The organism is Crenalkalicoccus roseus (assembly GCF_004761865.1).
Lineage (GTDB): Bacteria > Pseudomonadota > Alphaproteobacteria > Acetobacterales > Acetobacteraceae > Crenalkalicoccus > Crenalkalicoccus roseus.
Window position 1 is genome coordinate 33,430 of record NZ_SJDM01000014.1, and the last position, 25,818, is coordinate 59,247.

Annotated in this window: 26 protein-coding genes and 1 tRNA gene; 18 read left to right on the top strand and 9 right to left on the bottom strand. The window is 74.5% G+C overall.

The window, feature by feature from the left end:
• Positions 1-10 precede the first annotated feature (10 nt).
• From csm2 to ET526_RS11730, 14 genes are all read left to right on the top strand, one after another.
• Positions 11-574: a type III-A CRISPR-associated protein Csm2 gene (csm2, locus tag ET526_RS11665; RefSeq protein WP_135467879.1), complete on the top strand. Its 564-nt coding sequence runs from the start codon at positions 11-13 to the stop codon at positions 572-574.
• Positions 571-1,350, top strand: a complete 780-nt coding sequence (gene csm3 / locus ET526_RS11670) for a type III-A CRISPR-associated RAMP protein Csm3 (protein WP_135467880.1) — start codon at positions 571-573, stop codon at positions 1,348-1,350. The genes csm2 and csm3 overlap by 4 nt, the downstream gene beginning before the upstream one ends.
• Positions 1,350-2,297: a hypothetical protein gene (locus tag ET526_RS11675; protein ID WP_135467881.1), complete on the top strand. Its 948-nt coding sequence runs from the start codon at positions 1,350-1,352 to the stop codon at positions 2,295-2,297. Before csm3 ends, ET526_RS11675 begins: the two co-directional genes overlap by 1 nt.
• Positions 2,294-3,541, top strand: coding sequence for an RAMP superfamily CRISPR-associated protein (locus ET526_RS11680; protein ID WP_135467882.1), 1,248 nt, complete (start codon positions 2,294-2,296; stop codon positions 3,539-3,541). Before ET526_RS11675 ends, ET526_RS11680 begins: the two co-directional genes overlap by 4 nt.
• Complete coding sequence (locus ET526_RS11685) at positions 3,538-4,809, top strand: TIGR02710 family CRISPR-associated CARF protein (RefSeq protein ID WP_135467883.1); 1,272 nt, start codon at positions 3,538-3,540, stop codon at positions 4,807-4,809. Before ET526_RS11680 ends, ET526_RS11685 begins: the two co-directional genes overlap by 4 nt.
• A gap of 423 nt (positions 4,810-5,232) precedes the next feature.
• The gene (locus ET526_RS21260) at positions 5,233-5,523 is read left to right on the top strand and encodes a CRISPR-associated endonuclease Cas2 (RefSeq protein ID WP_158295566.1); all 291 of its coding nucleotides are present in this window, start codon (positions 5,233-5,235) and stop codon (positions 5,521-5,523) included.
• Positions 5,524-5,527: 4 nt separating this feature from the next.
• Positions 5,528-6,505 carry a CRISPR-associated endonuclease Cas1 gene (gene cas1, locus ET526_RS11695; RefSeq protein ID WP_135467884.1) on the top strand — a complete coding sequence of 326 codons (978 nt, stop codon included), beginning with the start codon at positions 5,528-5,530 and terminating at the stop codon, positions 6,503-6,505.
• Positions 6,498-7,271, top strand: a complete 774-nt coding sequence (locus tag ET526_RS11700) for a hypothetical protein (RefSeq protein ID WP_135467885.1) — start codon at positions 6,498-6,500, stop codon at positions 7,269-7,271. Before cas1 ends, ET526_RS11700 begins: the two co-directional genes overlap by 8 nt.
• A gap of 2 nt (positions 7,272-7,273) precedes the next feature.
• Complete coding sequence (gene cas2 / locus ET526_RS11705; RefSeq protein ID WP_135467886.1) at positions 7,274-7,639, top strand: CRISPR-associated endonuclease Cas2; 366 nt, start codon at positions 7,274-7,276, stop codon at positions 7,637-7,639.
• Positions 7,640-8,081: 442 nt separating this feature from the next.
• The gene (locus ET526_RS11710; RefSeq protein ID WP_135467887.1) at positions 8,082-10,601 is read left to right on the top strand and encodes a penicillin-binding protein 1A; all 2,520 of its coding nucleotides are present in this window, start codon (positions 8,082-8,084) and stop codon (positions 10,599-10,601) included.
• Positions 10,602-10,687: 86 nt separating this feature from the next.
• Positions 10,688-10,780, top strand: a tRNA-Ser gene (locus ET526_RS11715).
• A gap of 95 nt (positions 10,781-10,875) precedes the next feature.
• Positions 10,876-12,159, top strand: coding sequence for an RsmB/NOP family class I SAM-dependent RNA methyltransferase (locus ET526_RS11720; protein ID WP_135467888.1), 1,284 nt, complete (start codon positions 10,876-10,878; stop codon positions 12,157-12,159).
• 43 nt (positions 12,160-12,202) lie between these two features.
• The gene (locus ET526_RS11725) at positions 12,203-13,216 is read left to right on the top strand and encodes a TAXI family TRAP transporter solute-binding subunit (protein WP_135467889.1); all 1,014 of its coding nucleotides are present in this window, start codon (positions 12,203-12,205) and stop codon (positions 13,214-13,216) included.
• A gap of 10 nt (positions 13,217-13,226) precedes the next feature.
• A complete protein-coding gene (locus ET526_RS11730; protein WP_135467890.1) occupies positions 13,227-15,281 on the top strand; it encodes a TRAP transporter permease in 2,055 nt (684 codons plus the stop codon).
• Positions 15,282-15,347: 66 nt separating this feature from the next.
• Here the strand turns inward: ET526_RS11730 and rplI are convergent, their stop codons facing one another.
• The 4 genes from rplI to rpsF are packed head-to-tail and all read right to left on the bottom strand — an operon-like array spanning position 15,348 to position 17,689.
• Positions 15,348-15,902: a 50S ribosomal protein L9 gene (gene rplI, locus ET526_RS11735; RefSeq protein ID WP_135467891.1), complete on the bottom strand. Its 555-nt coding sequence runs from the start codon at positions 15,900-15,902 to the stop codon at positions 15,348-15,350.
• 13 nt (positions 15,903-15,915) lie between these two features.
• Positions 15,916-16,872 (bottom strand): DUF2232 domain-containing protein, encoded by a 957-nt coding sequence (locus ET526_RS11740; protein WP_135467892.1) that lies wholly within the window; start codon positions 16,870-16,872, stop codon positions 15,916-15,918.
• A gap of 55 nt (positions 16,873-16,927) precedes the next feature.
• Positions 16,928-17,206: a 30S ribosomal protein S18 gene (rpsR, locus tag ET526_RS11745; RefSeq protein ID WP_135467893.1), complete on the bottom strand. Its 279-nt coding sequence runs from the start codon at positions 17,204-17,206 to the stop codon at positions 16,928-16,930.
• A gap of 6 nt (positions 17,207-17,212) precedes the next feature.
• On the bottom strand, positions 17,213-17,689 hold the full coding sequence (rpsF, locus tag ET526_RS11750) for a 30S ribosomal protein S6 (protein ID WP_135467894.1): 477 nt from the start codon (positions 17,687-17,689) through the stop codon (positions 17,213-17,215).
• A 258-nt stretch (positions 17,690-17,947) separates the two neighbouring features.
• Here rpsF and ET526_RS11755 point away from each other — a divergent pair, with 258 nt between their 5' ends.
• Genes ET526_RS11755 through fabG form a run of 3 tightly spaced genes read left to right on the top strand, consistent with a single transcriptional unit; the run spans position 17,948 to position 20,285 of the window.
• Complete coding sequence (locus tag ET526_RS11755; RefSeq protein WP_135467895.1) at positions 17,948-18,523, top strand: hypothetical protein; 576 nt, start codon at positions 17,948-17,950, stop codon at positions 18,521-18,523.
• A gap of 52 nt (positions 18,524-18,575) precedes the next feature.
• On the top strand, positions 18,576-19,535 hold the full coding sequence (fabD, locus tag ET526_RS11760) for an ACP S-malonyltransferase (RefSeq protein WP_135467896.1): 960 nt from the start codon (positions 18,576-18,578) through the stop codon (positions 19,533-19,535).
• Positions 19,536-19,547: 12 nt separating this feature from the next.
• Entirely contained in the window at positions 19,548-20,285 is a 738-nt protein-coding gene (gene fabG / locus ET526_RS11765) for a 3-oxoacyl-[acyl-carrier-protein] reductase (protein WP_135467897.1), read from the top strand.
• A gap of 114 nt (positions 20,286-20,399) precedes the next feature.
• Here fabG and ET526_RS11770 read toward each other — a convergent pair whose 3' ends face one another.
• From ET526_RS11770 to ET526_RS11780, 3 genes are all read right to left on the bottom strand, one after another.
• Positions 20,400-21,278, bottom strand: coding sequence for an LOG family protein (locus tag ET526_RS11770; RefSeq protein WP_135467898.1), 879 nt, complete (start codon positions 21,276-21,278; stop codon positions 20,400-20,402).
• Between the two features lie 26 nt (positions 21,279-21,304).
• Complete coding sequence (locus ET526_RS11775) at positions 21,305-21,685, bottom strand: rhodanese-like domain-containing protein (protein WP_135467899.1); 381 nt, start codon at positions 21,683-21,685, stop codon at positions 21,305-21,307.
• A gap of 155 nt (positions 21,686-21,840) precedes the next feature.
• Complete coding sequence (locus tag ET526_RS11780; protein WP_135467900.1) at positions 21,841-22,572, bottom strand: SDR family NAD(P)-dependent oxidoreductase; 732 nt, start codon at positions 22,570-22,572, stop codon at positions 21,841-21,843.
• 131 nt (positions 22,573-22,703) lie between these two features.
• On the opposite strand from ET526_RS11780, the gene ET526_RS11785 reads away from it, so the two are divergent.
• Positions 22,704-23,885 (top strand): 3-hydroxybenzoate 6-monooxygenase, encoded by a 1,182-nt coding sequence (locus tag ET526_RS11785; protein ID WP_204623608.1) that lies wholly within the window; start codon positions 22,704-22,706, stop codon positions 23,883-23,885.
• Positions 23,886-23,964: 79 nt separating this feature from the next.
• Here ET526_RS11785 and ET526_RS11790 read toward each other — a convergent pair whose 3' ends face one another.
• Positions 23,965-24,723 carry a class I SAM-dependent methyltransferase gene (locus ET526_RS11790; RefSeq protein ID WP_135467902.1) on the bottom strand — a complete coding sequence of 253 codons (759 nt, stop codon included), beginning with the start codon at positions 24,721-24,723 and terminating at the stop codon, positions 23,965-23,967.
• A gap of 17 nt (positions 24,724-24,740) precedes the next feature.
• Positions 24,741-25,742 (bottom strand): SDR family NAD(P)-dependent oxidoreductase, encoded by a 1,002-nt coding sequence (locus ET526_RS11795; RefSeq protein ID WP_135467903.1) that lies wholly within the window; start codon positions 25,740-25,742, stop codon positions 24,741-24,743.
• Between the last annotated feature and the right edge of the window lie 76 nt (positions 25,743-25,818).

Genomic DNA, 25,818 nt, shown 5'->3' on the forward strand with positions numbered 1-25,818 from the left:
GAGGAACGGCATGTCGGGCCACCACAGGAACCACCGCGGGCCGGGCGGAGGTCCGTCGCAGCGGCGCTTCGCCGGCACGGGGGGGCTTGCGCGCCAGCCGGCGACCGGCCCGGGACATGCGGCGCCGCCAGCCGGCGGCGAAGATGCGCGCGGCCGCATCGAGGACCTGCTCCGGCCGCCGGCGCAGAAGCTGTGCTACTTCGCCGACAATGATCGCAAGGTAATCGACGCGAACCTCTTGGGCAGTAAGGCCGAAGAGGTGGCCAGGAAGCTCGCGGAGGTGCCGGCGAGCCAGCTCCGCCGCTTCTATGCCGAGGTGATGGCGCTCAAGCGCCGCGCCGAACTTGCCGGGGCGAGCGATGCGGAAGTCCGCGCGCAGCTCATGCTGCTGCGCGCCAAGGCCGCCTACACCTGGGCGCGCCAGAAATCCTATCCGGACGAACTCGTCCTGTTCTTCACCCGCCATGCCGCGAGCGTCGAGACCAGGCACGACTTCCTGCGCGGCTTCCAGCCGCATTTCGAGGCCGTGATGGCCTTCCACAGGGTGTTCGGGAAGAAGAAGGACGCCGCATGAGCAGCATCCGCGAAGCCGGCCGTGTGCGCGTCACCGGCCTGATCCGCCTCCGCTCCGGTCTCCACATCGGCGCCGGCAAGGACAGCGTGGAGATCGGCGGCATCGACAACCCGGTGATCAAGCACCCGCACACGGGCGAGCCCTACATCCCCGGCTCCTCCCTCAAGGGCAAGCTGCGCTTCCTGCTGGAATGGGCCTTCGGCAAGGTGCGCGCGGACGGCCATGCCTGGGGCTTCAACGACAACCAACCCGTCGAGGCCGATGACCCGGTGCTGCGCATCTTCGGCAATGCGCTGAAGGAGTGGAAGAGCGGGCCGACGCGGCTGATGGTGCGCGACGCGCCGCTTTGCGGAGATGATTGGGACCGCTACCGCGAGGCGCCCGAGGCCTTCTTCGAGGAGAAGACCGAGGTTCTGATCGACCGCATCAGCGGCAAGGCGCATGGCGAGGTCGGCCCGCGCCAGACCGAGCGCGTTCCGGCCGGCGTGGCCTTCAAATTCGAGATGGCCTTCCGCCTCTACGATCTTGGCGACGGCGCGGCGCGCGACCTCGACTGCCTGAACTGGGCGCTGCAGGGCCTCGCGCTGCTCGAGGAGGATGCGCTCGGCGGTTCCGGCTCGCGCGGCTACGGGCGCATCGCCTTCGAGGATCTCGCCCTCTACGCGCCGGGGCCCAAGGAGATCAGGCTCGACAACCGCTTCCGCGGCCACCGCTTCGACCGTGCCAAGGCCCCCGCCATCGTCAGGGCGGAGGAGGTGCTCGGGGTGCCGGCCTGATGGAACTCCGCCGCTTCCGGCTGGTGCTCGACCGGTTCTCGGCCTTCGGCACCCCGCCCACCTCGGGCACGCTCTTCGGCCATCTCGCCTGGGCGAAGCGGGCGCGCGAGGGGCGGGAGGCGCTGCGCGCCTGGCTCGCGCGCCTGCCCGCGGAGCCCTGCGCCCTCTCCGACCTGCTGCCCGCGGATCATCTGCCGAAGCCGCTGCTGGCTCCCGCCGTGCAGGACGATCCGCGCGAGGACGCGAAGCAGGCCAGGCGGCGCCGCTACCTGCCGCTTGCCGCCTGGCGGCGGCTGCGCGTCGGGGCGCGGGCGGCGACCCTCGATGCCCTGCTGCGCGAGACGCGGGACGATCCGCCCTTCCTCGCGCCCGCGCGGGTGCCGCACAACCGCATCGACCGCGCCACCGGAAGGACGCCCGAGGCCGGCGGCGGCGGGCTGTGGGTCGCCGGCGAACTCTGGCCGAAGGTGGGGCGGGAGGGGCCGCGCCGCATCGAGGCCGATCTCTACCTGCGCGGCACGCTGCCGGCGCGGGAGGCCGAGGCGCTCATCGCCCATGTCGGGGAGACGGGCTTCGGCCGCGATGCCGCCACCGGGCGCGGGCGCTTCACCCTGGAGGGCAGCGAGGCCGCGGGCTGGCTCGACGAGCGGCCGGGTGGCGGGGTGTCGGCGCGCATGCTCTCGCTCTCGCAGGGGGTGGTGACGGACACGATGCGGGAGGCGCGCTGGAGGCGCTTCGTGCTGTTCGGCAAGCTGGGGCGGGAGATGGTGGTGGAGGGCAAGCGGCCCTGGAAGCTGCCGCTGCTGCTGGCGGAGTCCGGCGCCACCTTCGCGCCCGAGGGCGACGGCCCCTTCGGCGCCTGGATCACCGGCGTGCACCAGGACGATGCGACGATCGGCCACAACGCCTTCCATCTGGCGATCCCCTACACGGAGGCTGCCGCGTGAACCTCCATGCCGGCCCGCCGCGCGCCATGGCGCGGCTGACGCTGCGCCTCGTGCCGCTGACGCCGCTCCATATCGGCGACGGGACGGAGATGCGGCTGGACGAGTATGTCTTGGATGAGCCGTCGCAGGGGCAGCGCTTCGACAAATGGGGCGAGGAGATCGAGGAGCAGGCGCAGGCGCCGAAACTCTGCCGCTTCGACCAGGCGAAGGCGATGCGCGCGATGACGCCGGCGCAGCGCAGCGCCTTCCAGCACGCCCTCGATTCGGGCCAGCTGGGCGAGGCGGCGAGGGCGCTGCGGGAGGCGGGCAGGGGCGCGATCGTGGAGCGCATGCCGATTTCCCGGCGCTCGGCCGCCGAACTGAAGAAGGCTTTCAAGGACCCGCTGCTGCGTTCGGGCCAGGTGAAGCCCTTCATCCGCAGCGGCGGGCGGCTCTACATCCCCGGCAGTTCCCTCAAGGGTGCCTTCCGCACGGCGCTGGCCTCCGCCGCCCTGCCGCGCGATTGCGAGCCGCCTGGCGGCTGGCATGACGAGAGCGCGCTATCCGCCGCCCTCGGCCTCAGCTCGAACGATACCACGACCGACCCGCTGCGCTTCCTCCATGTCGAGGACGCGTTCCTGCCTGAGGACGCGACGCTGATCGATCAGGCGGAGGTGATGCACCTCAAGAACCCCGCTGCGGGCAAGGCGCAAATGCATTACGAGCGCACGCGCGCGCTGACCGACGGCGCGAAGGCGCCCGTCTTCACGGTCGCGATCCATCTCGATGGCCGGGCGCTCGACGGGCGCTGCGTGGCGCGTCAGCCCGCGCGCTTCGATCTCCGCCTTCTGCTGTCGCGCTGCCGCGCCTTCCATCTGAGTCTCTTCAACACCGAGATGGCGCGCTTCTTCGAGGGCGCGGTCAAGGCCCGGCTCCTGCGGCTGCTGCGGGGCCATGCGGGCGAGGGCGGCCGGCTGCCGGTCACGCAGCAGGGCTGGAGTCCCGGCTTCGTCCTCCTCCGCCTCGGCCGCTTCGGGCATTTCGAGAGCAAGTCGCTGGAGGGCGTGCGCCGCGGCCATGTCCCGCAGGCGACCCATCCGGCGGACCGCATCCGCCCTCCTGGCGCCTGGGGCCAGACGCGCACCGTCACGCGCGATGCCGCGGGCAATCCCATCCCCTTCGGCTGGGTGATCGGCTGGGCGGTCGCCAGCCCATCCGGCCGTGACCGGAGCCCGGCGTCGCAAGACAAGGAGGAGCACGGGTGAAGACCATCCTGATCGCGTCCGTCGGCGGTTCGCCGGCGCCCATCGCCTCGGCGCTGGCGGCGCAGCGCCCGGATTTCGTCCTCTTCGTCGCCTCCGCGCCGAAGGGGGCGCAGCCCGGATCGGCCGACCAGGTGCCGGGCATCCTGCAGAGGGCGCAGCGCCCGCAGCAGGCGCACGAGGTGCTGGCGGTGCCCCCGGACGATCCGGAGGCGATCTTCCTCCGGCTCGGCGAAAGGCTGCGCGCGCTGCGCGCCGAACATCCCCGCGCCACGATCCTGTTCGACTACACGGGCGGTACCAAATCCATGACGGGCGCACTGTTCCAGGCGGCGATCGCCACGGAGGGGGCGCGGGTCCAGTTCATGCTGGGGCGGCGCGAGAACCTGGAGAGGGTGACCGACGGCACCGAACGCCCCACGGCCATCGCGACGGACTGGCTGGTGGCCGAACGCACCGAGGCGCGGCTGCGCGCAGCCTGGTCCGGCTTCGACTACGCGACGGCGGCGAAGGGATTCGCGGAGCTGACGGACCAGCTGGGCGGCGACGAGACGGCGCCGGAGGCGGTGCGCAGGCGGCTGCGCGCCCTCGCGCAGGTCTCGCAAGCCTTCGACCTGTGGGACCGCTTCCGCTACAAGGAGGCGGCGGATGCGCTGGGCGGGCTGGCCTTCCGGTATCCGAAGCTCGACCCCTGGGTGGCGCGGGCGCGGCGCTGCGCGGCGGAAAAGCCCGCCCGCATCCTCGACCTCTGGCGCAACGCGGAACGCTGCGCCGGGCGCGGCCGCTACGACTACGCGGTGGCGCGGCTCTACCGGCTGACCGAATGGGTGGCGCAGTGGTGGCTCGACCATGCCTATGGCCTCGACACGGGCCGGATGGACTGGTCGAGACTCACGGCTGAGGAGATCCGTCGCGCCGGGCTGTCCGAACAGCGGGGCAAGCCCACCCTCTCGGGCCTGGTGCAGGCCTGGAAGCTGATGGCCGCCAAGGACCCCGGCGGCCCCGCGGCGCGCTTCCTCGCCTCGTCCTTTCCCCATCCCAGGGATCCGCGAAAGACGGCTGAGGGGCGGCTCAAGGACATGCTGGACCTGCGCAACCGCGCCATCCTCGCGCATGGTGACCGCCCGCTCCAGAAGGAGGATTGGGAGAAGTGGCACGACTTCGCCGAGCGGATGCGCACCGCGGTGCTGGTGCCGCTGCTGCGCCAGGCCGGCGCGCCGCAGGAGATGCCGCCCCAGCTTCCGGCCGATCCCGCGTGCCTTGGCCTCTGATGCCCGGCGTGAGGGTCCCGGAGCCCGCCGCCGGCCGAGACGGGGCCCGGAGTGGCGGCGGCGCGCCCGACCCGCAGCGTGATCCGCCCGGGCCGATCCCGCGTCCGCCCTTCCCGGGGCGGCCGGTTCGCCGCTCCCGCCTTCACGGAGCAGGCGCCAGGTCGGATCGCGGAGGGCCGGCACCGGCCGGGAGCGTGACTCCGCCCCGCGAACACTGAACCGGAGCCGTTTCCGCACTCACGGCCGAGGGGAAACGGCCTTAGGATCCCTGCCGGCCGTGCGGCCGCCTGCCATCATGGCTCGGGTCATCGCGCGGCCGGCGTGAGGCCGCGCGCCGCTGCTTGACAACCGAATCCGACCATCGCCGGGCGCCGGCGACAATGTTGTCGCCGCTGCGGCGGGCGCCGCGCCCGGCTATCGCGCATGCCCATGGCCGACCGCGCGCTGCACCTCCTCGCCTACGACGTCGCGCATCCGAAGCGCCTGCGCCGGGCGCTGCACGCGGCGCGCCGGCACGCCACGGGCGGGCAGAAATCCGCTCATGAGTGCTGGCTGAGCGGGGCCGAGCGCGCCGGGCTGCTCGGCACGCTGCGCGGCCTGCTGCACCCGCGCCAGGACCGGCTGCTCGCGGCCCGGCTCGATCCCCGCCTGCCGCCGCGGTGCCTCGGCACCGCCCGCGCGCCGGAGCCGCCGGGCTTCCGCATCATCGGGTAGCGCCATGACCACGCTCTACATCGACCGCCGCGACGCGCTGATCGAGGCCGAGGCCGGCACGCTGCTGGTGCGCGCCGCCGATGGCACGCTGGCCCGCACCCCGCTCGCCCCCGTGGAGCGCGTGGTGCTGCGCGGGCCGGCGCGCCTGTCCACCGGTGCGATCGCCGCCATCGCCGGGCAGGGGGCGGCGCTGCTCGTGCTCTCCGGCCGGCAGGGGCGGCTGGCCGGGGTCGTCGCCGGCGCCGCCCATGCCGATGCCGCGATCCGCCTCGGCCAGTTCCGCCTGGCGCTGGACGAGGCGGCGCGCGGCGCCATCGCGCGGCTCCTGCTGCGGCGGAAGCTGCTCGGCCAGCAGCGGCTGCTGCGCGAGGCGCTGCGCCGGCGCCCCGACCGGCGCCTCGCGCTGACCCGCGGCGATGCCGCCCTGGCCGAGGCGCTGGCGCGGCTGCGCGCGGCGGAGGGCGCGGCGCCGGCGCGGCTGATGGGCATCGAGGGGGCGGCGGCCGCCGCCTATTTCGAGGCCTTCGGCGCGCTGCTGCCGCCTTCGGCCGGCTTCGCGGGCCGCAACCGCCGCCCGCCGCGTGACCCCGCCAACGCGGCGCTGTCGCTTGCCTACACCCTCGCGCAGTTCGAGGCGGTGCGGGAGGCGCGGCTCGCCGGCCTCGACCCCGCCGTGGGCTTCCTGCACGCCCTCGCCCCGGGGCGGGACAGCCTGGCCTGCGACCTCGTCGAGCCGCTCCGCCCGCTGTGCGAACGGCTGGTCTGGCGGCTCTTCGCCGAGGAGGTGCTGCGCGCGGCACACTTCACCCGCGACGGAGAGGCCTGCCTGCTCGGCAAGGCGGGGAGGCTCGCCTTCTACGCGGCCTGGGAGGAGGCGGTAGCCCCGGCGCGGCGGTGGCTGCGCCGCGGCCTCAGGCCGCTGGTACGGGCGGCGCGGGCGGCGGCGTCCGGCCTGGCCTGGGAGGGACCGGCGGATGCTTGAGGCGCTGCACCTGGATGCCGCCGAGCGGCCGGTCGCGGTACTGCTGGAGGGGCCGGCGCTGCGGCTGCGCCGCCCCGGCATCGCCGACGTCTTCGCGCCGCTGCCGCGCCTGTCGCGGGTGGTGGTGCACGGCCCGCGGGTGCAGTGGCGGACCGAGGCGCTGATGGCCTGCGCCGAGGCGGGGGTGCCGGTCCTGCTGATGGGGGGCAGGGGCGACCTGCTGGCGGTGCTGCTGCCGGTGGCGCCGCCCGCCATGCGCCGCGACCTCGCGGCGGCGCTGGACACGGCGGCGACGCTGCCCGGCTTCCGCGGCTGGCTGGAGGATTTCTGCCGCGCCGAGCAGCGGCGGGCCGCGCTGGCGACGCTGCGGACGGAGCGCATCGCCCCGGCGAGGGCCGATCTGCGCCCGGCCTTCCTCCGCGCGCTGTGGCTGGGCGAGGGCCCGCCCGCCGCCCGGGCGCAGGCGCTGTGGGGGCTGCTGCGCGGCCTGGGCGAGGGGCTGGTGGCGGAGGGGCTGGCCCGCCAGGGCGTGGGGGCGCAATTCCTGGCGCGGCGCAGCGGGGCCTTCCCCCTGCCGGCCCTGCTGGGGGAGGCCCTCGTCACCCCGCTATGCCCGGCCCTGGGGCGCCTGGCCCGCGACCATGCCGGGGCGCCGGAGGCGGCGGCACGCCGCGCCGCCATCAGGCTGTTCGAGCAGGCGGGGCTTGAGCCCGAGCGCGACCGGATCCTCGCCCGCCTGGCGGTGCGGCTGGCGGCGGAGACGTGAGGATGGGCCGGCGGCGCACCTGGCTGATCGGCTACGACATCGCCTCGCCGCGCCGGCTGCGGCGCGTGGCCCGGCTGCTGGAAAAGCGCGCCTACCGCCTGCAATACTCCCTGTTCGTGGCCTGCTGGACGGAGGCGGAATTCGCTTCCGTGTGGGCGGCGCTTGCGGAACTGATCCACCCGCGCCGCGACGATGTGCGGGCCTGGCCGCTGGCCGAGAATGCGCAGGTGGAGGTGTGGGGAATGAGCTGGCCCGCGGATGTGCTTGTGGGAGAGGGCCGTTCCAGGCCGTTCGGCCGGCTGCTCGGCCAGCGGGGCGTGGCGGAACCCGATGATGCGGTGTATCCTGACCCGGATCTTGAGGGTTAGCCCCGATGCGGGTGCGCCGTGTTGCGAAGCTGCCTTCCAGGGGATTGGATTGGTTGGGTTTTTTTGGGGGAGGGGGTTCTTCAGCAGACCCGATCTTTAGGGGGGTCAAGGCTAGGCGAAGCTTCGGCTGTGCCAGCGAGGATCCAAAATCGCCAGCAGGCCCATCCCCGAAGAGGGAAGCGCCGGCTTCCGCTGCGCGCCAAGCGAAGGGCATCCCGCGCGAGAGAGAAAGGAAGCGCCGGCGGCGTCCCTGCCGCATCCGCCCGGCGGCCCGAGCGCCCCTTGCCGGGGCCCCCGCGGGGGCCTGGCCACCGGCACAAGGCGGTGATGCGGGGGCCTCCTCGCTTGAGGATGGCACGCCCTTCGGCCATGGATCGCCACGCGTGAAAAGGCGTTTCGCCCCGCTTCCGGTCGCGGCGGCGCCCTCCTATCTGGAAGTTCCATGTCCTCCCCCGACCTCCGCGCCGCAGACCCCCTGGCCGGGCCCGCCCCAGGCCGACCGAAGCGCCCGCCGCCCGGCCGCCGGCGCCGCCGCGGTTTCGGTCTGGTCCGCGCGCTCGGCCTTGCCCTCGCCATCCTCGTGGTCGGCGGGGGGGTGGCGGCGGTCGGGCTCTACCGCCAGGTGGCGGCCGACCTGCCGGACTACCGCTGGCTCGCCGATTACGAGCCGCCGCAGATGTCGCGCATCTATGCCGCCGACAGCCGGCTCCTGGCCGAGCTCGCCACCGAGCGGCGCGTCTTCGTCCCCATCGAGGCCATCCCGCAGCTCCTGCAGCAGGCCTTCGTCAGCGCCGAGGACCAGCGCTTCTGGGAACACCGCGGGGTGGACCCGATCGGCATCGCCCGCGCGGTGCTGACCAACATCGAGCAGTACGGCAGCGGCCGGCGCGCCGTCGGCGCCTCCACCATCACCCAGCAGGTGGCCAAGAACATGCTGGTCGGCGCCGACCGCACGCTGATGCGCAAGGCGCGCGAGGCCATCCTGGCGATGCGCATCGAGGAGGCGCTGCCCAAGGAGCGCATCCTCGAGATCTACCTGAACGAGATCTTCCTCGGCGCCCAGGCCTATGGCGTGGCGGCGGCCGCGCAGGCCTACTTCAACAAGGGCCTCGACGAGCTGACGCTGTCCGAAATGGCCTTCCTCGCCGCCCTGCCGAAGGCCCCCAACAACTACAACCCGCTCCGCTTCCCGGAGGCGGCGCGCATCCGGCGCGACTGGGTGCTCGACCGGATGGCGGAGGACCGCGCCATCACCCCCGAGCAGGCGCAGGCGGCGAAGGCGGAACCGATCGTGCCACGCCCGACGCGGCGGCCGGAGCTGGTCCCGGTCGGCCAGCACTTCACCGAGGAGGTGCGGCGGGAGCTGATCAGCCGCTTCGGCGCCGAACAGGCCACGGCCGGCGGCCTCGTCGTGCGCACCAGCCTCGAGCCGAAGCTGCAGGCGGCGACCGAGGCGGCGCTCCGCAACGGGCTGATGACCTATGACCGCCGCCGCGGCGGCTGGCGCGGCGCGCTGGCGCGCATCGGCACCGGCCAGACCGAGTGGCTGCCGCAGCTCGAGGCGGTGCCCCGACCGCCCGGCATGCTGCCCGAATGGCGCCTGGCCGTGGCGCTGGAGGTGCGCGAGCGCGAGGCGCGCCTCGGCTGGATCGAGCGGCCCGACCCGCGCGGCCCGGCGCAGCCCCGCACCGGCACCCTGCCGCTGGAGGAGGCGGCCTGGGCGCGGCGGGCGCTGGAGGGCGGCCGGCTCGGCCCGCCGCCGCGGCGCATGGCCGATGTGCTCGCCCCGGGCGAGGTGGTGATGGTGGAGATGCTGCCGGCCCAGCCCGCCCAGGGCCGCACCCCGGGCCGGCCCGAGCGGCTGGCGCTGCGCCAGGTGCCGGCGCTGGAGGGGGCGGTGGTGGCGCTCGATCCCCTGAGCGGGCGGGTGCTGGCCATGGCGGGCGGCTGGTCCTTCGACAGAAGCCAGTTCAACCGCGCCACCCAGGCGCTGCGCCAGCCCGGCTCCTCCTTCAAGCCCTTCGTCTATCTCGCCGCCCTGGAGCTCGGCGTGCCGCCGAACCAGCGCTTCCTGGACGGGCCGGTGGAGGTGATGACGCCGCAGGGCCTGTGGCGGCCGACCAACTACGACGGCAGCACCGGCATGGGCTATGTCACCATGCGCACTGCCCTTGAGCGCTCGCTCAACCTGGTCACCGTCCGGGTGGCGCAGGAGGTGGGCATGGACCGCGTGGCCGACGTCGCGGCGCGCTTCGGCGTGGTGGACCAGATGCCGCGCTACCTCGCCAACTCCCTGGGCTCGGGGGAGACCACGGTGCTGCGCATGGCGGCCGCCTACGCCGCCTTCGCCAATGGCGGGCGGCAGGTGGCGCCGACGCTGATCGACACCGTACAGGACCAGCGCGGGCGGGTGATCTGGCGCAGCGACATCCGCCGCTGCGCCGGCGGCTGCGCCTCCGCCCCGGAATTCGGCCCGCCCGAGCTGTCGGAGGAGCGGCGGCAGGTCACCGACCCGATCGCCGCCTATCAGATGGTGAACATCCTGACCGGCGTCGTCACCCGCGGCACCGGCACCCGCGCCGCCCAGGGGCTGCAGCGCCCGATCGCCGGCAAGACGGGCACCACCAACGACTATGTGGACAACTGGTTCGTCGGCTTCACGCCGGAGCTGGTGGTGGCGGTGTGGCTTGGCTTCGACGAGCCGCGCAGCCTCGGCCAGGGCGAGACCGGCGGCACCAACGCCGCGCCGGTCTTCCGCGAGGTGGTGGAGGCGGCGCTGCGCGGCAGCCCGCCCGTGCCCTTCCGCTCCCCGCCCGGGGTGGCGCTGGTACGCGTGGGGCATGACGGGGGCGGCAGCATCATGGAAGCCTTCCGCCCCGGCACCGAGAACGCGGCCCGCCCCCCCGGCGAGGAGGGGCCGAGCGCGGCCGGCCTGGAGCGCGGGCTGGGGGGGCTCTATTGAGCGGGTCGTGGCCGGGCGCCATTTGACGAAGCCTCCCCGGCGCCTGTAAGAGGGCTGCGGCATACGTCGTGCGCCGCCACTCATGCGGAGGGGTGGCCGAGTGGCTGAAGGCGGCGGTTTGCTAAACCGTTATACGGGGTCAACCCGTATCGTGGGTTCGAATCCCATCCCCTCCGCCATTCGCGCCCGTTGCCGCGCCGCCGTGCGGCCGCCCGTTCATTCCCACCCGCCTGGCATCGGCGAGGATCCGGGGCCGCCGCTATAAGCCCGGCCCATGACCCAGCCGCCCCGCGCCACGCCATCCGCCGCCCCTCCCGCCCGCCGTGCCGCCGCGGCGCTGCTGGAGGCGGTGCTGACCCGACACCGCCCGCTCGACGAGGCGCTGGAGGCGCTGCCCGGCCGCGCCGTCCTCAACCCGCGCGATCGCGCCGCAGCCCACCGCATCGCCGCCGCGGTGCTGCGCCGCACCGGCTCGCTGGACGCGGTGCTGGAGCCCTTCCTGCGCCGGGAACCGCCGGAGGCGGTGCGCCAGGCGCTGCGCATCGGCACCGCCGAGCTGCTGCTGCTCGGCACCCCGCCCCATGCCGCGGTGGCAAGTGCGGTGGCGCTGGTGCCCCGCCCCTTCGCCGGGCTGGTGAACGCGGTGCTGCGCCGCGTCGCCGAGGCCGGGCCGGCGGCGCTCGCGGGGCTGGACGCCGAGCGCCTCGACACCCCCGCCTGGCTCTGGGCCTCCTGGCACGCCGCCTATGGCGAGGCGGTGCGGGCCATCGCCGCCGCGCACAGGCAGGAGGCGCCGCTCGACCTCACCCTCGCTCCCGGCGCCACGGCGCCTGAGGGGGGCGAGGCGCTGCCCACCGGCAGCATCCGCTTCCCGCCGGGGACGCGGGTGACGGAGCTGCCCGGCTTCGCCGAGGGTGCCTTCTGGGTGCAGGACGCCGCCGCCGCCCTGCCGGCCCGGCTGCTCGCCGCCCAGCCCGGCGAGCGCGTGGCCGATCTCTGCGCCGCCCCCGGGGGCAAGACGGCGCAGCTTGCCGCCGCGGGGGCGCGGGTGGTGGCGGTCGAGCGCGACCCGCGCCGCGCCGCGCGGCTGCGCGAGAACCTGGCGCGCCTGCGCCTCGCGGCGGAGGTGGTGGAAGCGGACGCGGCCGCCTGGGACGCCGGCGGGGCGCGCTTCGACGCGGTGCTGCTGGACGCGCCCTGCACCGCCACCGGCACCATCCGCCGCCACCCGGACATCCCGCACCTCAAGCGCGCGCGCGACCTGGCGCCGATGGCCGAGGCACAGCGGCGCCTGCTCGAAGCGGCGGCGCGGCTGCTGCGGCCGGGCGGGCGGCTGGTCTTCGCCGTCTGCTCGCTGCAGCCGGAGGAGGGGGAGGGGCATCTCCCCGCCGCCGAGGCGCTCGGCCTCCGTCCCGACCCGGTGCGGCCGGAGGAGCTGCCGGGCCTGCCGCCGGAGGCGTTCACGCCCCAGGGCGCGCTGCGCACGCGCCCGGACTTCTGGGCGGAGCGCGGCGGCATGGACGGCTTCTTCGCCGCCCGCTTCCGCGCCCCGGACTGAGCGCGTAAGCTTGCGCCGAGGCAAGGATCCCGGGAGACCACGAATGACGCTCCGCCGCACCGTGCTGGCCGCCGCCGCGGCCGTCGCGCTCTGCGCGCCCGCCGTGGCGCAGGCGCAGGCGCCGCAATTCTTCCGCATCGGCACCGGCAGCGCCGGCGGCACCTACTACCCGATCGGCGGCATCATCGCGAACGCCATCTCCTGCCCGCCCGGCGCGCCCTGCGGCACCGCCGGCGCCACGGCGGGCGTGCCCGGCCTGGTCGCGGTGGCGCAGGCGACGCAGGGCAGCGTGCAGAACGTGAACCTGATCCAGTCCGGCAACGCCGAGAGCGCCTTCAGCCAGTCCGACGTCGCGCACTGGGCCTTCACCGGCACCGGCCTGTTCGAGGGGCGGCCGAAGCTCGAGCGCCTGCGCTTCATCGCCCACCTTTTCCCCGAGCACATCCACGCCGTGGTGCGGCGCGACAGCCCGATCCGCGGCTTCGAGGACCTGCGCGGCAAGCGCATCGCCATCGGCCTGCAGGCCTCCGGCGCGCGCATCGGCAGCGAGCTGATCCTGGAGGCCAACGGCCTGCGCGCCGGGCGCGACTACACCGCCGAGTTCCTGAACCAGGCCCAGGGTACGGAGCGGATGCAGGACCGCGGCCTCGACGCCACCTTCACCGTGGTCGGCTACCCCGCCGCCGCCTTCACCGAGTTCTGCGCCCGCACCGGATGCCGCCTGCTGCCGATCGAGGGACCGAACGCGCAGCGGGTGATCGAGCGCGCCCCCTTCTACGGCACCGGCGTGATCCCCCGCGGCGCCTACGAGGGGATGGAGGCGGACGTGCCGACGCTGACCGTCGGCGCCGTCTGGCTGGTGCGCGACAGCGTGCCGGAGGAGCTGGTCTATAACATCACGCGGGCGCTGTGGTCGGACGTGACCCGCGGCCTGCTCGACCGCGGTCACGCCAAGGGGCGCGAGATCGTGCGCGAGAACGCGCTGCAGGGCCGCGGCGTGGTGCCCTTCCACCCCGGGGCGGAGCGGTTCTACCGCGAAGCCGGCATGCTGAACTGAGCCGCGCCTCGTGAGCGGCGCCACCGGCGGACGGGTCGAGGGGGAGCGCCACCTCGACCTCGAGCGCGCGGCCGCGCTCGAGAAGAGCTACGACGCGGAGCTGCGCTTCCGCCAGCTCCGCGGCTTCGCGGTGCCGCTGGTCTCGACGCTGCTGGTCGCCCTCTCGGTCTTCCACTACTACACCGCCGGCTTCGGCATCCTGACCGAGCACTGGCACAAGGCGATCCACCTTGCCGCCGTGCTCGCCCTGATCTTCCTGATGTTCCCGACGCGGCGGCGCCTGCCGGGGCCGAGCCTCGGCGGCATCCCGCTGCTCGACTGGCTGTTCGCCGCCGCCGCGGTGGTGGTGACGCTCTACCTGCCGATCGTCTTCGACGACCTGACCTTCCGCATCGGCATGCCCAACGCCACCGACGTGGCGATGGGCACCATCATGGTGGTGCTGACGCTGGAGGCGGCGCGGCGCTCCATGGGCTGGGTGCTGCCGGCGATCGTCTGCGTGTTCATCCTCTACGCGCTGTTCGGCCACAACCTGACCGGCGCGCTCGCCCATCCCGGCGCCGACTGGGAGGGCTTCGTCAACCACGTCTACCTGACGCAGGAGGGGATCTTCGGCATCCCGGCGAAGGTGGTGGCGACCTTCGTCTTCCACTTCGTGCTGTTCGGGGTGATCGCGACGCGCATGGGCCTCGGGCAGTTCTTCATCGACATCGCCTCGGTGGTGGCCGGGCGCTACCCGGGCGGGCCGGCCAAGGTGGCGGTGGTGTCCTCGGCGCTGTTCGGCAGCATCAGCGGCTCCTCCATCGCCAATACCGTGACCACCGGCTCGCTCACCATCCCGGCGATGAAGCGGATCGGCTACCGCCCGCACTTCGCCGGCGCGGTGGAGGCGGCGGCGAGCGCGGGCGGGCAGATCACGCCCCCGATCATGGGCGCCGCCGCCTTCGTCATGATCGAGTTCCTCGAGATCCCGCTGACCACGCTGCTGCTGGCCGCCGCCATCCCGGCCTTCATGCATTTCTGGGGCGTCTTCGTGCAGGTGCATTTCGAGGCCAAGCGCCTCGGCCTCAAGGGCCTGCCGGAGGAGGAGCTGCCGCGGCTCTGGCCGACCCTGCGCGACGGCTGGCCGACGGTGATCCCGCTGGTGATCCTGGTCTGGGTGATCGTTGAGGGCTACACGCCCTATCTCGCCGCCTTCTGGGGCATCACCGCCTGCATCGTGGTGGGCTTCCTCAACCCCCGCAACCGGCTGACCCTGCGCGACCTCTGGGACGCCTTCGACATGGGCGCGCGCTACGCGCTCGCGGTCGGCGCGGCGGCGGCCGCGGTCGGCATCGTGGTCGGCGTGGTGACGCTGACCGGGGCGGGCTTCCGCGTCGGCTTCATCGTGACGCAGGCCGCCGCCTCGACGGCCGAGCTGTTCCGGCCGCTGATCGAGGCGCTGCCCCCCGGCGTCGCCACCATGCAGGGCCTGACCCTGTTCCTCACCCTGCTCTTCGTGGCGATGGTCTGCATCATGATGGGGGCGGGGATCCCGACCACGGCGCTCTACATCGTGCTGGCGGCCATCGCCGCGCCGGCGGTGACGCAGCTCGGCGTGCCGCCGATCGCGGCGCACCTGTTCATCCTCTACTTCGGCATCCTCGCCGACCTGACGCCGCCGGTCTGCGTCTCGGCCTATGCCGCGGCGGGCATCGCGGGGGCGAACCCCTTCCGCACCGGGCTCACCGCTTTCCGCCTCGGCCTGGCGAAGGCGATCGTGCCCTTCGTCTTCGCCTACGCGCCGGTGATGCTGGTGGTGACGGAGGGCTTCACCTGGGGCGGCTTCCTGCTCACCACGCTGACCTGCGCGCTCGGCGTGCTGGTGCTGGGCATCGGGCTGACCGGCTACGCCTTCACCCATATGGGCCTGGCGAGCCAGGCGCCGCTGGTGCTCGCCGCGCTGCTGCTGATCGCGCCGAGCGGTCCGCTCGCCCTCGCCGGCCTGGCGCTGGCCGCGCCGGTGCTGCTGGTCAACGCGCTGCGCGCGCGGCGCGGCGCGGGGCTGGCGCCGCGGCCGGGCTGAGGGAGACATGCGAAGGGGGCCTCGCGGCCCCCTCCCATGCGTCCGCCGCGCCGGCGGCGCGCGGCCTCAGCGCTCCTCGGTGGCGGCGCCGAGCTCGGCGCGCAGCTCCTCCTCGAGCGTCGGCTCCTCCTCGCGGGCGATCTCCTCGCCGCGCGCCTGCTTCTCCGCCTCCTCCGGGCTGCGCGCCACGTTCACCGTGACCGGCACATGCACCTCCGGGTGCAGCTCCACGGACACCGTCGTCAGGCCGAGGGTCTTGATCGGCTGCGTCAGCAGCACCTGGGAGCGGGTGACGGTCAGCCCGGCCTCCTTGCACGCCTCGGCGATGTCGCGGGCGGTGACGGAGCCGTAGAGGCTGCCCGATTCGCCCGCCTGGCGGATCAGCACGACGGAGAGGCCGGCGACGCGCTCGGCGATGCGCTCCGCCTCCTCGCGGCGCTTGAGGTTCTGCGCCTCGAGCTGGGCGCGCTGCTGCTGGAAGCGCTCCAGGTTCTCCTTGCTGGCGCGGATCGCCTTGCCCTGGGGCAGCAGGAAGTTGCGCGCGTAGCCGGGGCGGACCTTCACCACCTCGCCCATCTGGCCGAGCTTCTCGACGCGCTGCATGAGGATGACTTCGATCATGGCCTAGAGCCCTTCAGGTCTGGGGCGGCGCGGCCGGGGGGCTGCCCCCGGAGCGCCGGAAGTGGTCGAACAGGCCGAGGCCCACCAGGGCCGGGGCCATGAGCTGCAGGAACAGGAGCAGCAGCAGGTAGAAGGTGACGAGGATGGGCACCTTGGCGCGGTGGCCGCGCGCCCGCGCATGCACCCCGGCGAGGCCGAGATAGAACAGCGGCAGCAGCAGCAGCAGCAGCGCCGAGAGCGGCACCGTATCCGCCTCCGCCGGCGCGACCAGCAGCAGCAGCAGCGCCGCGCCCGGCAGCGCCGGGTACCAGCGCGGCAGCCGCACCGCCGCCCAGTCGGGCGAGGGCGCGCGGGCCAGACCGCGCCGGGCCAGGAAGGACTGCGCCGCCGCCGCGTTCACGATCAGCGCGAGCCCGGCCCAGAAGCCGACCGCCGCGGCCTTCACCCGCACCATGGTGCCGATGAAGTCCTCGCCCGCCGGCAGGCCCATGCGCCCGAGCGTGCCCTCCACCCCGCGGCGCATCGCCGCCTCCAGCCCGCCCTCGCCGGCGAAGAACAGCGCCGCCGCCAGCAGCACGACCACCGGCCAGATGCCGATCAGCGCGAGCGGCAGGGAAAGGTCGAGCCTTCCCTCAGGGCGCAGCGCCGTGGCCACCAGGAGCGGCGCCGGCACGCCGAACAGCAGCAGGAAGGCGATCAGCGGGATGCCGCCGCCCACCAAAGCCACCAGCAAGCTGGCGAGGCCGGCCGCGGCGATGGCGCTGCCGGCGCCGAAGCCGAGCCCGGCGAGGAACAGCGGCACCGGCGTGACCCAGAGCAGGGCGGCGCCGAGCGGCAGGCCGCGGAAGGCCCAGAGGGCGCAGAAGGCGGCCGCGAAGCCGGCCGCCCCGGCGGCGAGCAGCCCCGGATTGCCCAGCACGCCCTGTCCCTGGCCGCTTCCCTGCGAGCCCTTGCCCGTCACCGCGTCCATGCTCCGCCTGCCCTGGCCGCCTTGGCGGCCGGGCGTCTGCCCTCGAGCCGCCGCCCTAGTCGTTGATGACGTAGGGCAGCAGTGCCAGGAAGCGGGCGCGCTTGATCGCCTGCGCCAGCTCCCGCTGCTTCTTCGCGCTCACCGCGGTGATGCGGCTCGGCACGATCTTGCCGCGCTCCGAGAGGAAGCGGGACAGCAGCCGCACGTCCTTGTAGTCGATCCGCGGCGCGTTCGGCCCGCTGAAGGGGCAGGATTTGCGGCGGCGGTAGAAGGGGCGCCGGGCGCCCACGGCGGGGCGGCGGGCGGCGGGGTTCAGCTCCTGGGTCTCGGACATGCCGGCTTACTCCTCGCCACCGGGGACGGTCTGTTCGATCTCCTCGCGGGAGCGGGCGCGGAATTCCTCGCGCTCGTCGCGCTCGCGCCCGCCGCGCCCGGAGGCGAAGCGCCCGGCCGGGCGCGGGCCGCGGAAGCCGCGCTCGCGCTCGCGGTCCTCGCTGCGGCGGGAGAGGATGGCCGAGGGGCCTTCCTCGATCGCCTCCACCCGCACCGTCAGGCTGCGCAGCACGTCCTCGTGCAGGCCGAGCTGGCGCTCCACCTCCTGCATCGCCGCCGGCGGGGCGGAGACGCCGAGGAGCATGTAGTGCCCCTTGCGGTTCTTCTTGATGCGGTAGGCAAGGCCGCGCAGGCCCCAATACTCGCGCTTGCGGACCTCGCCGCCCTGCTCGCCGAGGGCGGCCGCCATCTGGTCGGCGATGGCCTCGACCTGCTGCTGCGTGACATCGTTGCGGGCGATGAACACGCACTCGTAAAGTGGCATGGACTCTCCCTTCGGCTGGCTCAGCCCTGGGGCGCCGCGGCCCCATGCCGGCGGCGCAAACGGGCATAGCCGGCGCGCATGCCTGTGCCGCGCCGGCAGGGAAGGGGGGCGTAAAGCACAGGGTCCGGGCAGCGGCAAGGGGCGCCGCAGGCGGCGGCCCGGCGGTTCCAGTGACCGGCCGGCGGCGCGGAGTCCGCGCTCCCCGGCGCGCGCGATCTGCTCTAGACAACCCGCCCCACTCCGCACCGGGTCCCGCCATTGCCGATTCCCCGCCGCGCCTGCCTTGCCCTCCTGCTGACGCTCGCCGCCTGCGGCGGGCGCTACTCGCCCGACATCTACGCCACCCGCGCGGTGCAGCAGGCGAACCGCGTCGAGCAGGGCATCGTCATCGGCGTGCGCGAGGTGCGCGTCAGCGCCGAGGGCAGCACCGGCGCCGCCACCGGCGCCGCGGCAGGGGGCGTGCTCGGCGCCCAGGCGCCAGGCGGGGGCATCGTCTCGGCGCTGGGTGGTGTCGGCGGGGCGCTGATCGGCGGCGTCTTCGGCAAGGCGGCCGAACATACGGTGGTGGACACTGTGGCCTTCGAATACGTGGTGCGCACGACCAAGGGCGAATTGCTCTCGGTGACACAGCGCGACCGCGCCCCCCTCGCCCTCGGGCAGAAGGTGCTGGTGATCACCGGCGCTCAGGCGCGGGTGGTGCCGGACTACACCCTGCCCTCCCTCGCCGCGCCGCCCGAGCCCGCCGTGCCCGAGGCCCCGGCCGCCCCGCCGCCCGCCAGGATGCCGCCCGGGGAAGAGCCGCGGCCGGCCATCCCGCCGTTGACACCGCCGTGACCCCCGGTTAGCCCGCGCCCGCCCGCCACCCCCCAGCCAACGAGGACACGCCATGGCGCTCGCCTTCGTCTTTCCCGGCCAGGGCAGCCAGGCCCCGGGCATGGGCCGCGACCTCGCCGCCGCCTTCCCCGCCGCCCGCGAGGTCTTCGAGGAGGTGGACGAGGCGCTGAAGCAGCGGCTCTCGCGCCTGATGTTCGAGGGGCCGGCGGAGGAGCTGACGCTCACCGCCAACGCCCAGCCGGCGCTGATGGCCCATTCCGTCGCCGTGCTGCGGGTGCTGGAGCGGGAGGGCGGCTTCTCCCTGCCCGGGCGGGTCGCGCTGGTCGCCGGCCATTCGCTCGGGGAGTACAGCGCGCTGACCGCGGCGCGCGCCTTCGATCTTCCCACCGCCGCGCGGCTGCTGCGCCTGCGCGGGGAGGCGATGCAGAAGGCGACGCCGCCTGGCACCGGCGCCATGGCGGCGCTGCTCGGCGCCGAGACGGCGCAGGCGGAGGCGATCTGCGAGGCGGCGCGGACCGATCCCGAGACCGGGCAGGTGCAGGTGGTCGAGATCGCCAACGACAATGGCGGCGGTCAGATCGTCATCTCCGGGCATCGGGAGGCGGTGGAGCGCGCCGTCGCCAGGGCGCCCGAGCACGGGGTGCGGCGCGCCATGGCGCTGCCCGTCTCCGCCCCCTTCCACTGCGCGCTGATGGCGCCCGCCGCCGAGGCGATGGCGGAGGCGCTGGAGCGGGCCGAGATCCGCCCTCCCGCGGTGCCGGTGGTGGCCAACGTCACCGCTGCCAAGGCGACCGATCCGGCCGCGATCCGCGACCTGCTCGTGCGGCAGGTGACCGCCACGGTGCGCTGGCGCGAATGCGTCGCCGCCATGGTGGCGATGGGCTGCGACCGCTTCGCCGAGCTCGGCGCGGGCAAGGTGCTGACCGGGCTGATGAAGCGCACCGCGCCCGAGGCGGGCGCCACCGCCATCGGCACCCCCGCCGAGATCGAGTCCTTCCTCAGGACGCTTTAGGGAGCGAGCGGCATGTTCCGTCTGGACGGCAGGGTCGCGCTGGTCACCGGCGCGACGGGCGGCATCGGCGCCGCCATCGCGCGGGCGCTGCACGCGCAGGGCGCGCAGGTGGCGCTGACCGGGCGCCGCGCCGCCGAGCTCGAGGCGCTGGCGGGGGAGCTTGGCGAGCGGGCGATGGCGGTGCCCGCCGACCTCGCCGAGCCGGAGGCGGCGGCGCGGCTGGTAGAGGCGGTGGAGAAGGGGCTCGGCGGGCCCGACATCCTGGTGAACAACGCCGGCTTCACCCGCGACATGCTGGCGCTGCGCATGGGCGATGCCGACTGGCAGGCGGTGCTGGAGGTGGACCTCAACGCCCCGTTCCGCCTCGCGCGCGCGGCGCTGCGCGGCATGATGAGGAAGCGCTGGGGGCGCATCGTCTCCATCGCCTCCATCGTCGGCGTCACCGGCAATGCGGGCCAGGCGAACTACGCCGCCGCCAAGGCCGGGCTGATCGGCATGACGAAGTCCCTGGCGCAGGAGGTCGCGACCCGCGGCGTCACCTGCAACGTGGTGGCGCCCGGCTTCGTCAGGACGGCGATGACCGACGCGCTCGGCGAGGCGCAGCGGACGAAGCTGCTGGAGCGCATCCCCATGCAGCGCATGGGCGCGCCGGAGGACGTGGCGGCGGCGGTGGCCTACCTGGCCTCGGAGGAGGCCGGCTGGGTCACCGGCCAGACGCTGCACGTCAACGGCGGCATGGCGATGATCTGATGCCCGGCGCGGGAAGTCCGGGCGTTCGCGGCCGGGTATCCCTGCGCATAGGGCTGCCGGAAGCCGGCACGGAGCGGCGGCTGCGCCCCAGATCCCATGCCGGCCGCGGGCGCCTCACCGCTCAGGCGCCTCCCCGGGCGGAGTGTGCGCCTTCAGGCCGCGCGCGAGCAGCGCCTCCCACGCCTCCTCCGGCTCGTCCACCATGGCGAAGAGGTCGAGGTCGCGCGGCTCGACCATGCCGTGCTCGGCGAGCATCCGCCAGCCGATGACGCCGCTCCACCAGGCGCGGCCGAACAGCACCACCGCGACCGGCGGGGCCTTGCCCGTCTGCAGCAGGGTCAGGATCTCGAACAGCTCGTCGAGGGTGCCGAAGCCGCCCGGGAACACCGCCAGCGCGTTGGCGCGCATCGCCAGGTGCATCTTGCGCATGGCGAAGTAGTGGAAGCGGAAGGTGAGCTCGGGCGTGGACCAGCGGTTCGGCGCCTGCTCGTGCGGCAGGGAGATGTTGAAGCCGATCGAGGGGGCGCCGACATCCGCCGCGCCGCGGTTCGCCGCCTCCATGATGCCGGGCCCGCCGCCGGTGGCGATGACGTTGTCGCGCGGCTTCCCCCCGGACGCCAGCGCCCCGCCGCGCAGCGAGACCAGGCGGGCGAAGGCGCGCGCCTTTTCGTACCAGGGGGAGAGGCGGGCCAGCGCCTCGGCCCGGGCGCGGCGTTCCGGCGGGGCGGCGGCGACGAAGGCCTCCGCCGCCTCGGGGGCGGGGATGCGGGCGCTGCCGAACACCACCACGGTCGAGCGCACGCCCCAGTCGCGCAGCGCCAGCTCGGCCTTGCCGTACTCCATGGCGAAGCGCAGCGCGCGCATCTCGTCGCGCCTGAGGAAGTCGGCGTCCTCGATCGCCAGCCGGTAGCTCGGCGAACCGGTCTGCGCGTGGTTGCCCTCCGCCGCCGCGGCCTCCGCAAGCGGGCCGGGCGCGGCCAGCGGCTCCGCCATGGCGGCGGCGATCCGGCGCGGGAGGCTCAGCCGCCCTCCACCGCGCCCCCCGCATCGGCCCAGTCCTTGAAGCCGCCGAGGTTGCGGACGTCGGTGTAGCCCATGTCCTTCAGGGTCTTGCCGGCAAGGGCGGCGCGGCCGCCGGAGGCGCAGTAGGTGATGATGGTCTTGGCGCGGTCGAAGGCCGCCTCGTGCAGCGGGCTCTCCGGATCGGCGCGGAACTCCAGCAGGCCGCGCGGAATGGTCAGCGCGCCAGGCACCTTGCCGGAGGCCGCGACCTCGGGCGGCTCGCGCAGGTCCACGAACACCACCTGCGGGTGCCCGTGCAGCGCCTTCGCCTCCTGCGCGCTGATGCGCGGGACGGCGGCGTTGGCGGCCTCGAGCATGTCCTTCACGGTTACGGCCATGGCCTAGGTCCTCCCCTCGAGAGCGGTCACCATAGAGCGGATCGCGGGCGGCTGGAATCGGTCGGGGGCGCGAATCCGCTCCGCCGGCGGAAGGCCGGGAACGCGGCCGTGCGCGCCGGCGAAGGGAAAGGGCTGCGGCGGCGCGTCACGGCGCCCTACAGGCTGGCGCCGCCGTCTATCGCCAGCTCGGCGCCGGTCATGTAGGCGCTGTCGTCGGAGAGCAGGAACAGCACCAGCCGCGCCACCTCCTCGGCGGTGCCCATGCGGCCCATCGGGATCTGGCCGATGCGGGCGGCGCGCTGCTCGTTGCTCCACACCTTCACCATGTCGGTGTCGATCGGGCCGGGATGCACCGAGTTCACGCGGATGCCGCGCGGCGCCAGGTCTATCGCCGCCGCCTTGGTCATGCCGCGCAGCGCCCACTTGGTGGCGCTGTAGGCGAGGGCGCCGGGCGAGCCGCGCAGCCCCGCAGTCGAGGAGATGTTGACGATGGAGCCGCCGCCCGCGCGCTGCATCGCCGGCACCACCGCCTTCATGCCGAGGAAGCAGCCGAGCTGGTTCACCCGCATGTGCCGCTCGAACAGCGCCGCATCCGTCTCCATCAGCGGTCGGGGGATGTAGATGCCGGCGTTGTTGACCATGCCGTGCAGCCCGCCCAGCGCCTCCGCCGCCGCGACCGCGCGGGCCCAGTCCGCCTCCTCGGTCACGTCCTGGCGCAGGAAGGTGGCGGCCGGGCCGAGCTCCTCCGCCAGCCTCCGCCCCTCCGCCTCCAGCACGTCGCCGATGACGACGCGCGCCCCCTCGGCGACCAGCATGCGCGCCTCCACCGCGCCCTGCCCGCGCGCCCCGCCGGAGATGAGCACGACCCTGTCCCGGAACCTCGCCATGGACGCCCTCCCGCTTCTGGCTGCCGGAACCATACAGGGCCGTCACCGCGGGGGCGATGCCGGCGCGCCCTTGCCGCCAGGCGGCGGCGGCCGATACTCACGGGGCGGTTGCGGACATGACGGGGAGGAGCATGGCGGACCCGATCCTCATCGCCGGCGGCGGCATCGGCGGCCTCGGCGCGGCGCTGGCCCTGGCCCGGGCCGGCCATCCCGTCCGCCTGTTCGAGCGCGCGCCCCGGTTCCGCGAGATCGGCGCCGGGATCCAGCTCGGCCCGAACGTCTTCCACATGTTCGACCGCCTCGGCATCCGCGAGGCGGTGGCGGCCAGCGCCGCCTTCCCGCGCGCCCTGGTGATGCGCTGCGCGCTCGGCGGGCAGGAGGTGGCGCGCATCCCGCTGGAGGGCATGCCGGCGCGCTACGGCAACCCCTATGCCGTCATCCACCGCGGCGACCTGCTGGAGGCGCTGCTCGACGCCTGCCGCCGCCTGCCCGCGATCTCCCTCGAGACCGGCCGCACCGTCGCGGAGTTCGCCCAGGACGCGGCGGGGGTGACGCTGCGCTTCGAGGAGGGGGGCGAGGCGCGCGGCGCCGCCCTGATCGGCGCCGACGGGCTGTGGAGCCGCGTCCGCCAGCTCGTGATCGGGGATGGTCCGCCCACCGTCTCCGGCCACATCGCCTACCGCGCCGTGCTGCCGATGGCGGAGGTGCCGGCGGAGATCCCGCGCGACGTGGTGCAGCTCTGGGCCGGGCCGCGGCTGCACCTCGTGCACTATCCGCTGCGCCGCGGCGAGCTGATGAACCTGGTCGCCGTCTTCCACTCCGACCACTACGCCGAGGGCTGGGACCAGGCGGGGGACACGGCGCTGCTGTGGCGGCATTTCGAGGGCACGCGCCCCGAGGTGCGCGCCCTGCTCGCGCGCATCGAGACCTGGCGCTTCTGGGTGCTGTGCGACCGCGACCCCCGCCGCGGCTGGACGCAGGGGCGCGTCACCCTGCTCGGCGACGCCGCGCACCCGATGCTGCAATACCTGGCGCAGGGCGCGAACATGGCGCTTGAGGACGCGGTCTGCCTCGCCGACCAGCTCCGCCTGCATGGCGACATCCCGTCCGCCTTCGCCGCCTACGAGGCGCTGCGGGTACTGCGCGCCGGGCGGGTGCAGGTGACGGCGCGGCTGTTCGGCGAGATCTACCACGCCGCCGGCGTGCGCGCGGAGCTGCGCGACCAGTGGCTCGCCGGCCGCGACCCGGCGGCGGCGCGGGAGGGCATGGCCTGGCTGTACGAGAAGCCGAGCTGGCCTGGCGCGCCCTCCTGAGCCCCGCCCGCCCGCCTGGAGCGGGTCGCGGAGGGCCAGGGGCAGCCGGAAGCGCGCCCCCGCTCCGCGGACGACGGCCCTACCCCCCGGCGAGCTCCCGCGGCCAGGGCTTGCGCAGCACGCAGACCGACTGCCCGAGCGCGTAGGTGCCGGGCGGCACGGCCGCGGTCGCCGTCGCCGCGTCCACCGCGATGAAGGGCTGGTCGCCGCGGTGGATCGCCTGCACCCGGAAGCCGAGGCGCCGCGCCCAGAGCCTGAGGTCGCGCGGGTTGAGGAAGACGTTGAGGTGGCCGGCGATGGTGCGGTCGCGCACCCAGGCGAGGTTGGCCTCGAACACGCCCCAGGCCCCTTCCACGTCGTAGTCCAGGAAGGAGAACACGGCCTTCCCGCCCGGGCGCAGCACCCGCATCGCCTCCTGCAGGTAGAGGTAGGATTCCTCGTGCAGCAGGTGGGTGAAGACGGAGAAGAAGACGACGAAGTCGGCGCCGGAATCGGGGGCGGGGATGGCGATGCGGTCCACCGCCTCGAAGCGGAAATCCTCCCGCCCGACGCGGCGCCGCGCATAGTCGAGCAGCGCCGGCACCACGTCGAGGCCGAGGTAGCGGAGCTCCCCGTGCCGGGCGAGCTGCAGGGCGAGGCGGCCGGAGCCGCAGCCGACATCCACCACCCGCGCGCCGGGACCGAGGCCGAGCCCGCGCAGCAGCGCGTGCTCTAGCACCCCGATCCGCTCGTAATCCCCGCCCACCGCGCGCGCCATCGCCTCCTCCTCGGGGAGGGCGCGCAGCAGGGCGGCGACCATGCCCTCATAGCCCTGAAGGTAGCGGAGCTGGCTGCTCATGCGGGCCTCGCGGCGGGTCAGAGCCCGTAATAGTCGCGGAACCAGGCGACGAAGGCGGCGATGCCGGCATCGACGTCGGTGGCGGGGCGGAAGCCGGTCAGCGCGTGCAGCAGGGCGGTGTCGGCCCAGGTTGCGGGCACGTCGCCGGGCTGCAGCGGCAGCAGGTTGCGCTCCGCCCTGCGCCCGGTCGCCCGCTCGATGGCGGCGATGAAGTCGAGCAGCGGCACGGGGCGGCTGTTGCCGATGTTGACCAGCCGGTAGGGCGCGACCGGGCTGAGCGAGTCGCATGCCGCCACCGGCCGCCCGGCCTCCGGCACCCGCGGGATCAGGCGCAGGATCGCCTCCACCAGGTCGTCGATGTAGGTGAAGTCCCGCTCCATCCGGCCGTGGTTGTAGATGTCGATCGGGCGGCCGCGCAGGATGGCGTCGGTGAACTTGAAGAACGCCATGTCCGGCCGGCCCCAGGGGCCGTAGACGGTGAAGAAGCGGAAGGCGGTGACCGGCTGCCGCCACAGATGCGCATAGGCGTGCGCCATGTGCTCGGTGGCGAGCTTGCTCGCCGAGTACATGTTGAGCGGCGTCGCCGCCGCCGCCGTCTCGCGGAACGGCATCTCCGGCCCGACGCCGTAGGCCGAGCTGGTGGAGGCGATCAGCAGGTGCCGCGCCGGGTGCCGCCGGAGCCCCTCCAGCAGGTTGAAGGTCGCCTGGACGTTGTTGTGCAGGTAGCTCGCCGGCTGCTCCAGCGCGTAGCGCACCCCCGCCTGGGCGGCGAGGTGGACCACCACCTCCGCCTGCGTCTCCGCGAGCACCGCCTCCAGCGCCGCCGCGTCGGCCATGTCCGCGACATGGCCGCGGAAGCCCGGCATCGCCTCCAGCAGCCGGTGCCGCGCCTCCTTCAGCCGCGGGTCGTAGTAGGGGATGAAGGCGTCGAGGCCGGTGACCCGGTGGCCCTCGTGCAGCAGCCGCCGCGCCAGGTGGAAGCCGATGAAGCCGGCGCTGCCGGTGACGAGGATGTTCATGGCTGCGACCGTCCCGGCCTCCCCTCAGACGCTCCCGCGCCCGCCTCCCGCCGGGGAGGCGGCCTGTCACGCCCCC

Excerpts from the sequence above, each read along its gene's own strand:
- ET526_RS11675 (WP_135467881.1), top strand. The coding sequence starts at position 1,350 with ATGGAACTCCGCCGCTTCCGGCTGGTGCTCGACCGGTTCTCGGCCTTC.
- csm2 (WP_135467879.1), top strand. The coding sequence starts at position 11 with ATGTCGGGCCACCACAGGAACCACCGCGGGCCGGGCGGAGGTCCGTCG.
- ET526_RS11795 (WP_135467903.1), bottom strand. The coding sequence starts at position 25,742 with ATGAACATCCTCGTCACCGGCAGCGCCGGCTTCATCGGCTTCCACCTG.
- csm3 (WP_135467880.1), top strand. The coding sequence starts at position 571 with ATGAGCAGCATCCGCGAAGCCGGCCGTGTGCGCGTCACCGGCCTGATC.
- cas2 (WP_135467886.1), top strand. The coding sequence starts at position 7,274 with ATGGGCCGGCGGCGCACCTGGCTGATCGGCTACGACATCGCCTCGCCG.
- ET526_RS11780 (WP_135467900.1), bottom strand. The coding sequence starts at position 22,572 with ATGGCGAGGTTCCGGGACAGGGTCGTGCTCATCTCCGGCGGGGCGCGC.
- fabG (WP_135467897.1), top strand. The coding sequence starts at position 19,548 with ATGTTCCGTCTGGACGGCAGGGTCGCGCTGGTCACCGGCGCGACGGGC.
- cas1 (WP_135467884.1), top strand. The coding sequence starts at position 5,528 with ATGACCACGCTCTACATCGACCGCCGCGACGCGCTGATCGAGGCCGAG.
- ET526_RS21260 (WP_158295566.1), top strand. The coding sequence starts at position 5,233 with ATGCCCATGGCCGACCGCGCGCTGCACCTCCTCGCCTACGACGTCGCG.
- ET526_RS11770 (WP_135467898.1), bottom strand. The coding sequence starts at position 21,278 with ATGGCGGAGCCGCTGGCCGCGCCCGGCCCGCTTGCGGAGGCCGCGGCG.
- ET526_RS11740 (WP_135467892.1), bottom strand. The coding sequence starts at position 16,872 with ATGGACGCGGTGACGGGCAAGGGCTCGCAGGGAAGCGGCCAGGGACAG.
- ET526_RS11710 (WP_135467887.1), top strand. The coding sequence starts at position 8,082 with ATGTCCTCCCCCGACCTCCGCGCCGCAGACCCCCTGGCCGGGCCCGCC.
- rpsF (WP_135467894.1), bottom strand. The coding sequence starts at position 17,689 with ATGCCACTTTACGAGTGCGTGTTCATCGCCCGCAACGATGTCACGCAG.
- fabD (WP_135467896.1), top strand. The coding sequence starts at position 18,576 with ATGGCGCTCGCCTTCGTCTTTCCCGGCCAGGGCAGCCAGGCCCCGGGC.
- ET526_RS11785 (WP_204623608.1), top strand. The coding sequence starts at position 22,704 with ATGGCGGACCCGATCCTCATCGCCGGCGGCGGCATCGGCGGCCTCGGC.
- rpsR (WP_135467893.1), bottom strand. The coding sequence starts at position 17,206 with ATGTCCGAGACCCAGGAGCTGAACCCCGCCGCCCGCCGCCCCGCCGTG.
- ET526_RS11700 (WP_135467885.1), top strand. The coding sequence starts at position 6,498 with ATGCTTGAGGCGCTGCACCTGGATGCCGCCGAGCGGCCGGTCGCGGTA.
- ET526_RS11720 (WP_135467888.1), top strand. The coding sequence starts at position 10,876 with ATGACCCAGCCGCCCCGCGCCACGCCATCCGCCGCCCCTCCCGCCCGC.
- ET526_RS11775 (WP_135467899.1), bottom strand. The coding sequence starts at position 21,685 with ATGGCCGTAACCGTGAAGGACATGCTCGAGGCCGCCAACGCCGCCGTC.
- rplI (WP_135467891.1), bottom strand. The coding sequence starts at position 15,902 with ATGATCGAAGTCATCCTCATGCAGCGCGTCGAGAAGCTCGGCCAGATG.
- ET526_RS11790 (WP_135467902.1), bottom strand. The coding sequence starts at position 24,723 with ATGAGCAGCCAGCTCCGCTACCTTCAGGGCTATGAGGGCATGGTCGCC.
- ET526_RS11725 (WP_135467889.1), top strand. The coding sequence starts at position 12,203 with ATGACGCTCCGCCGCACCGTGCTGGCCGCCGCCGCGGCCGTCGCGCTC.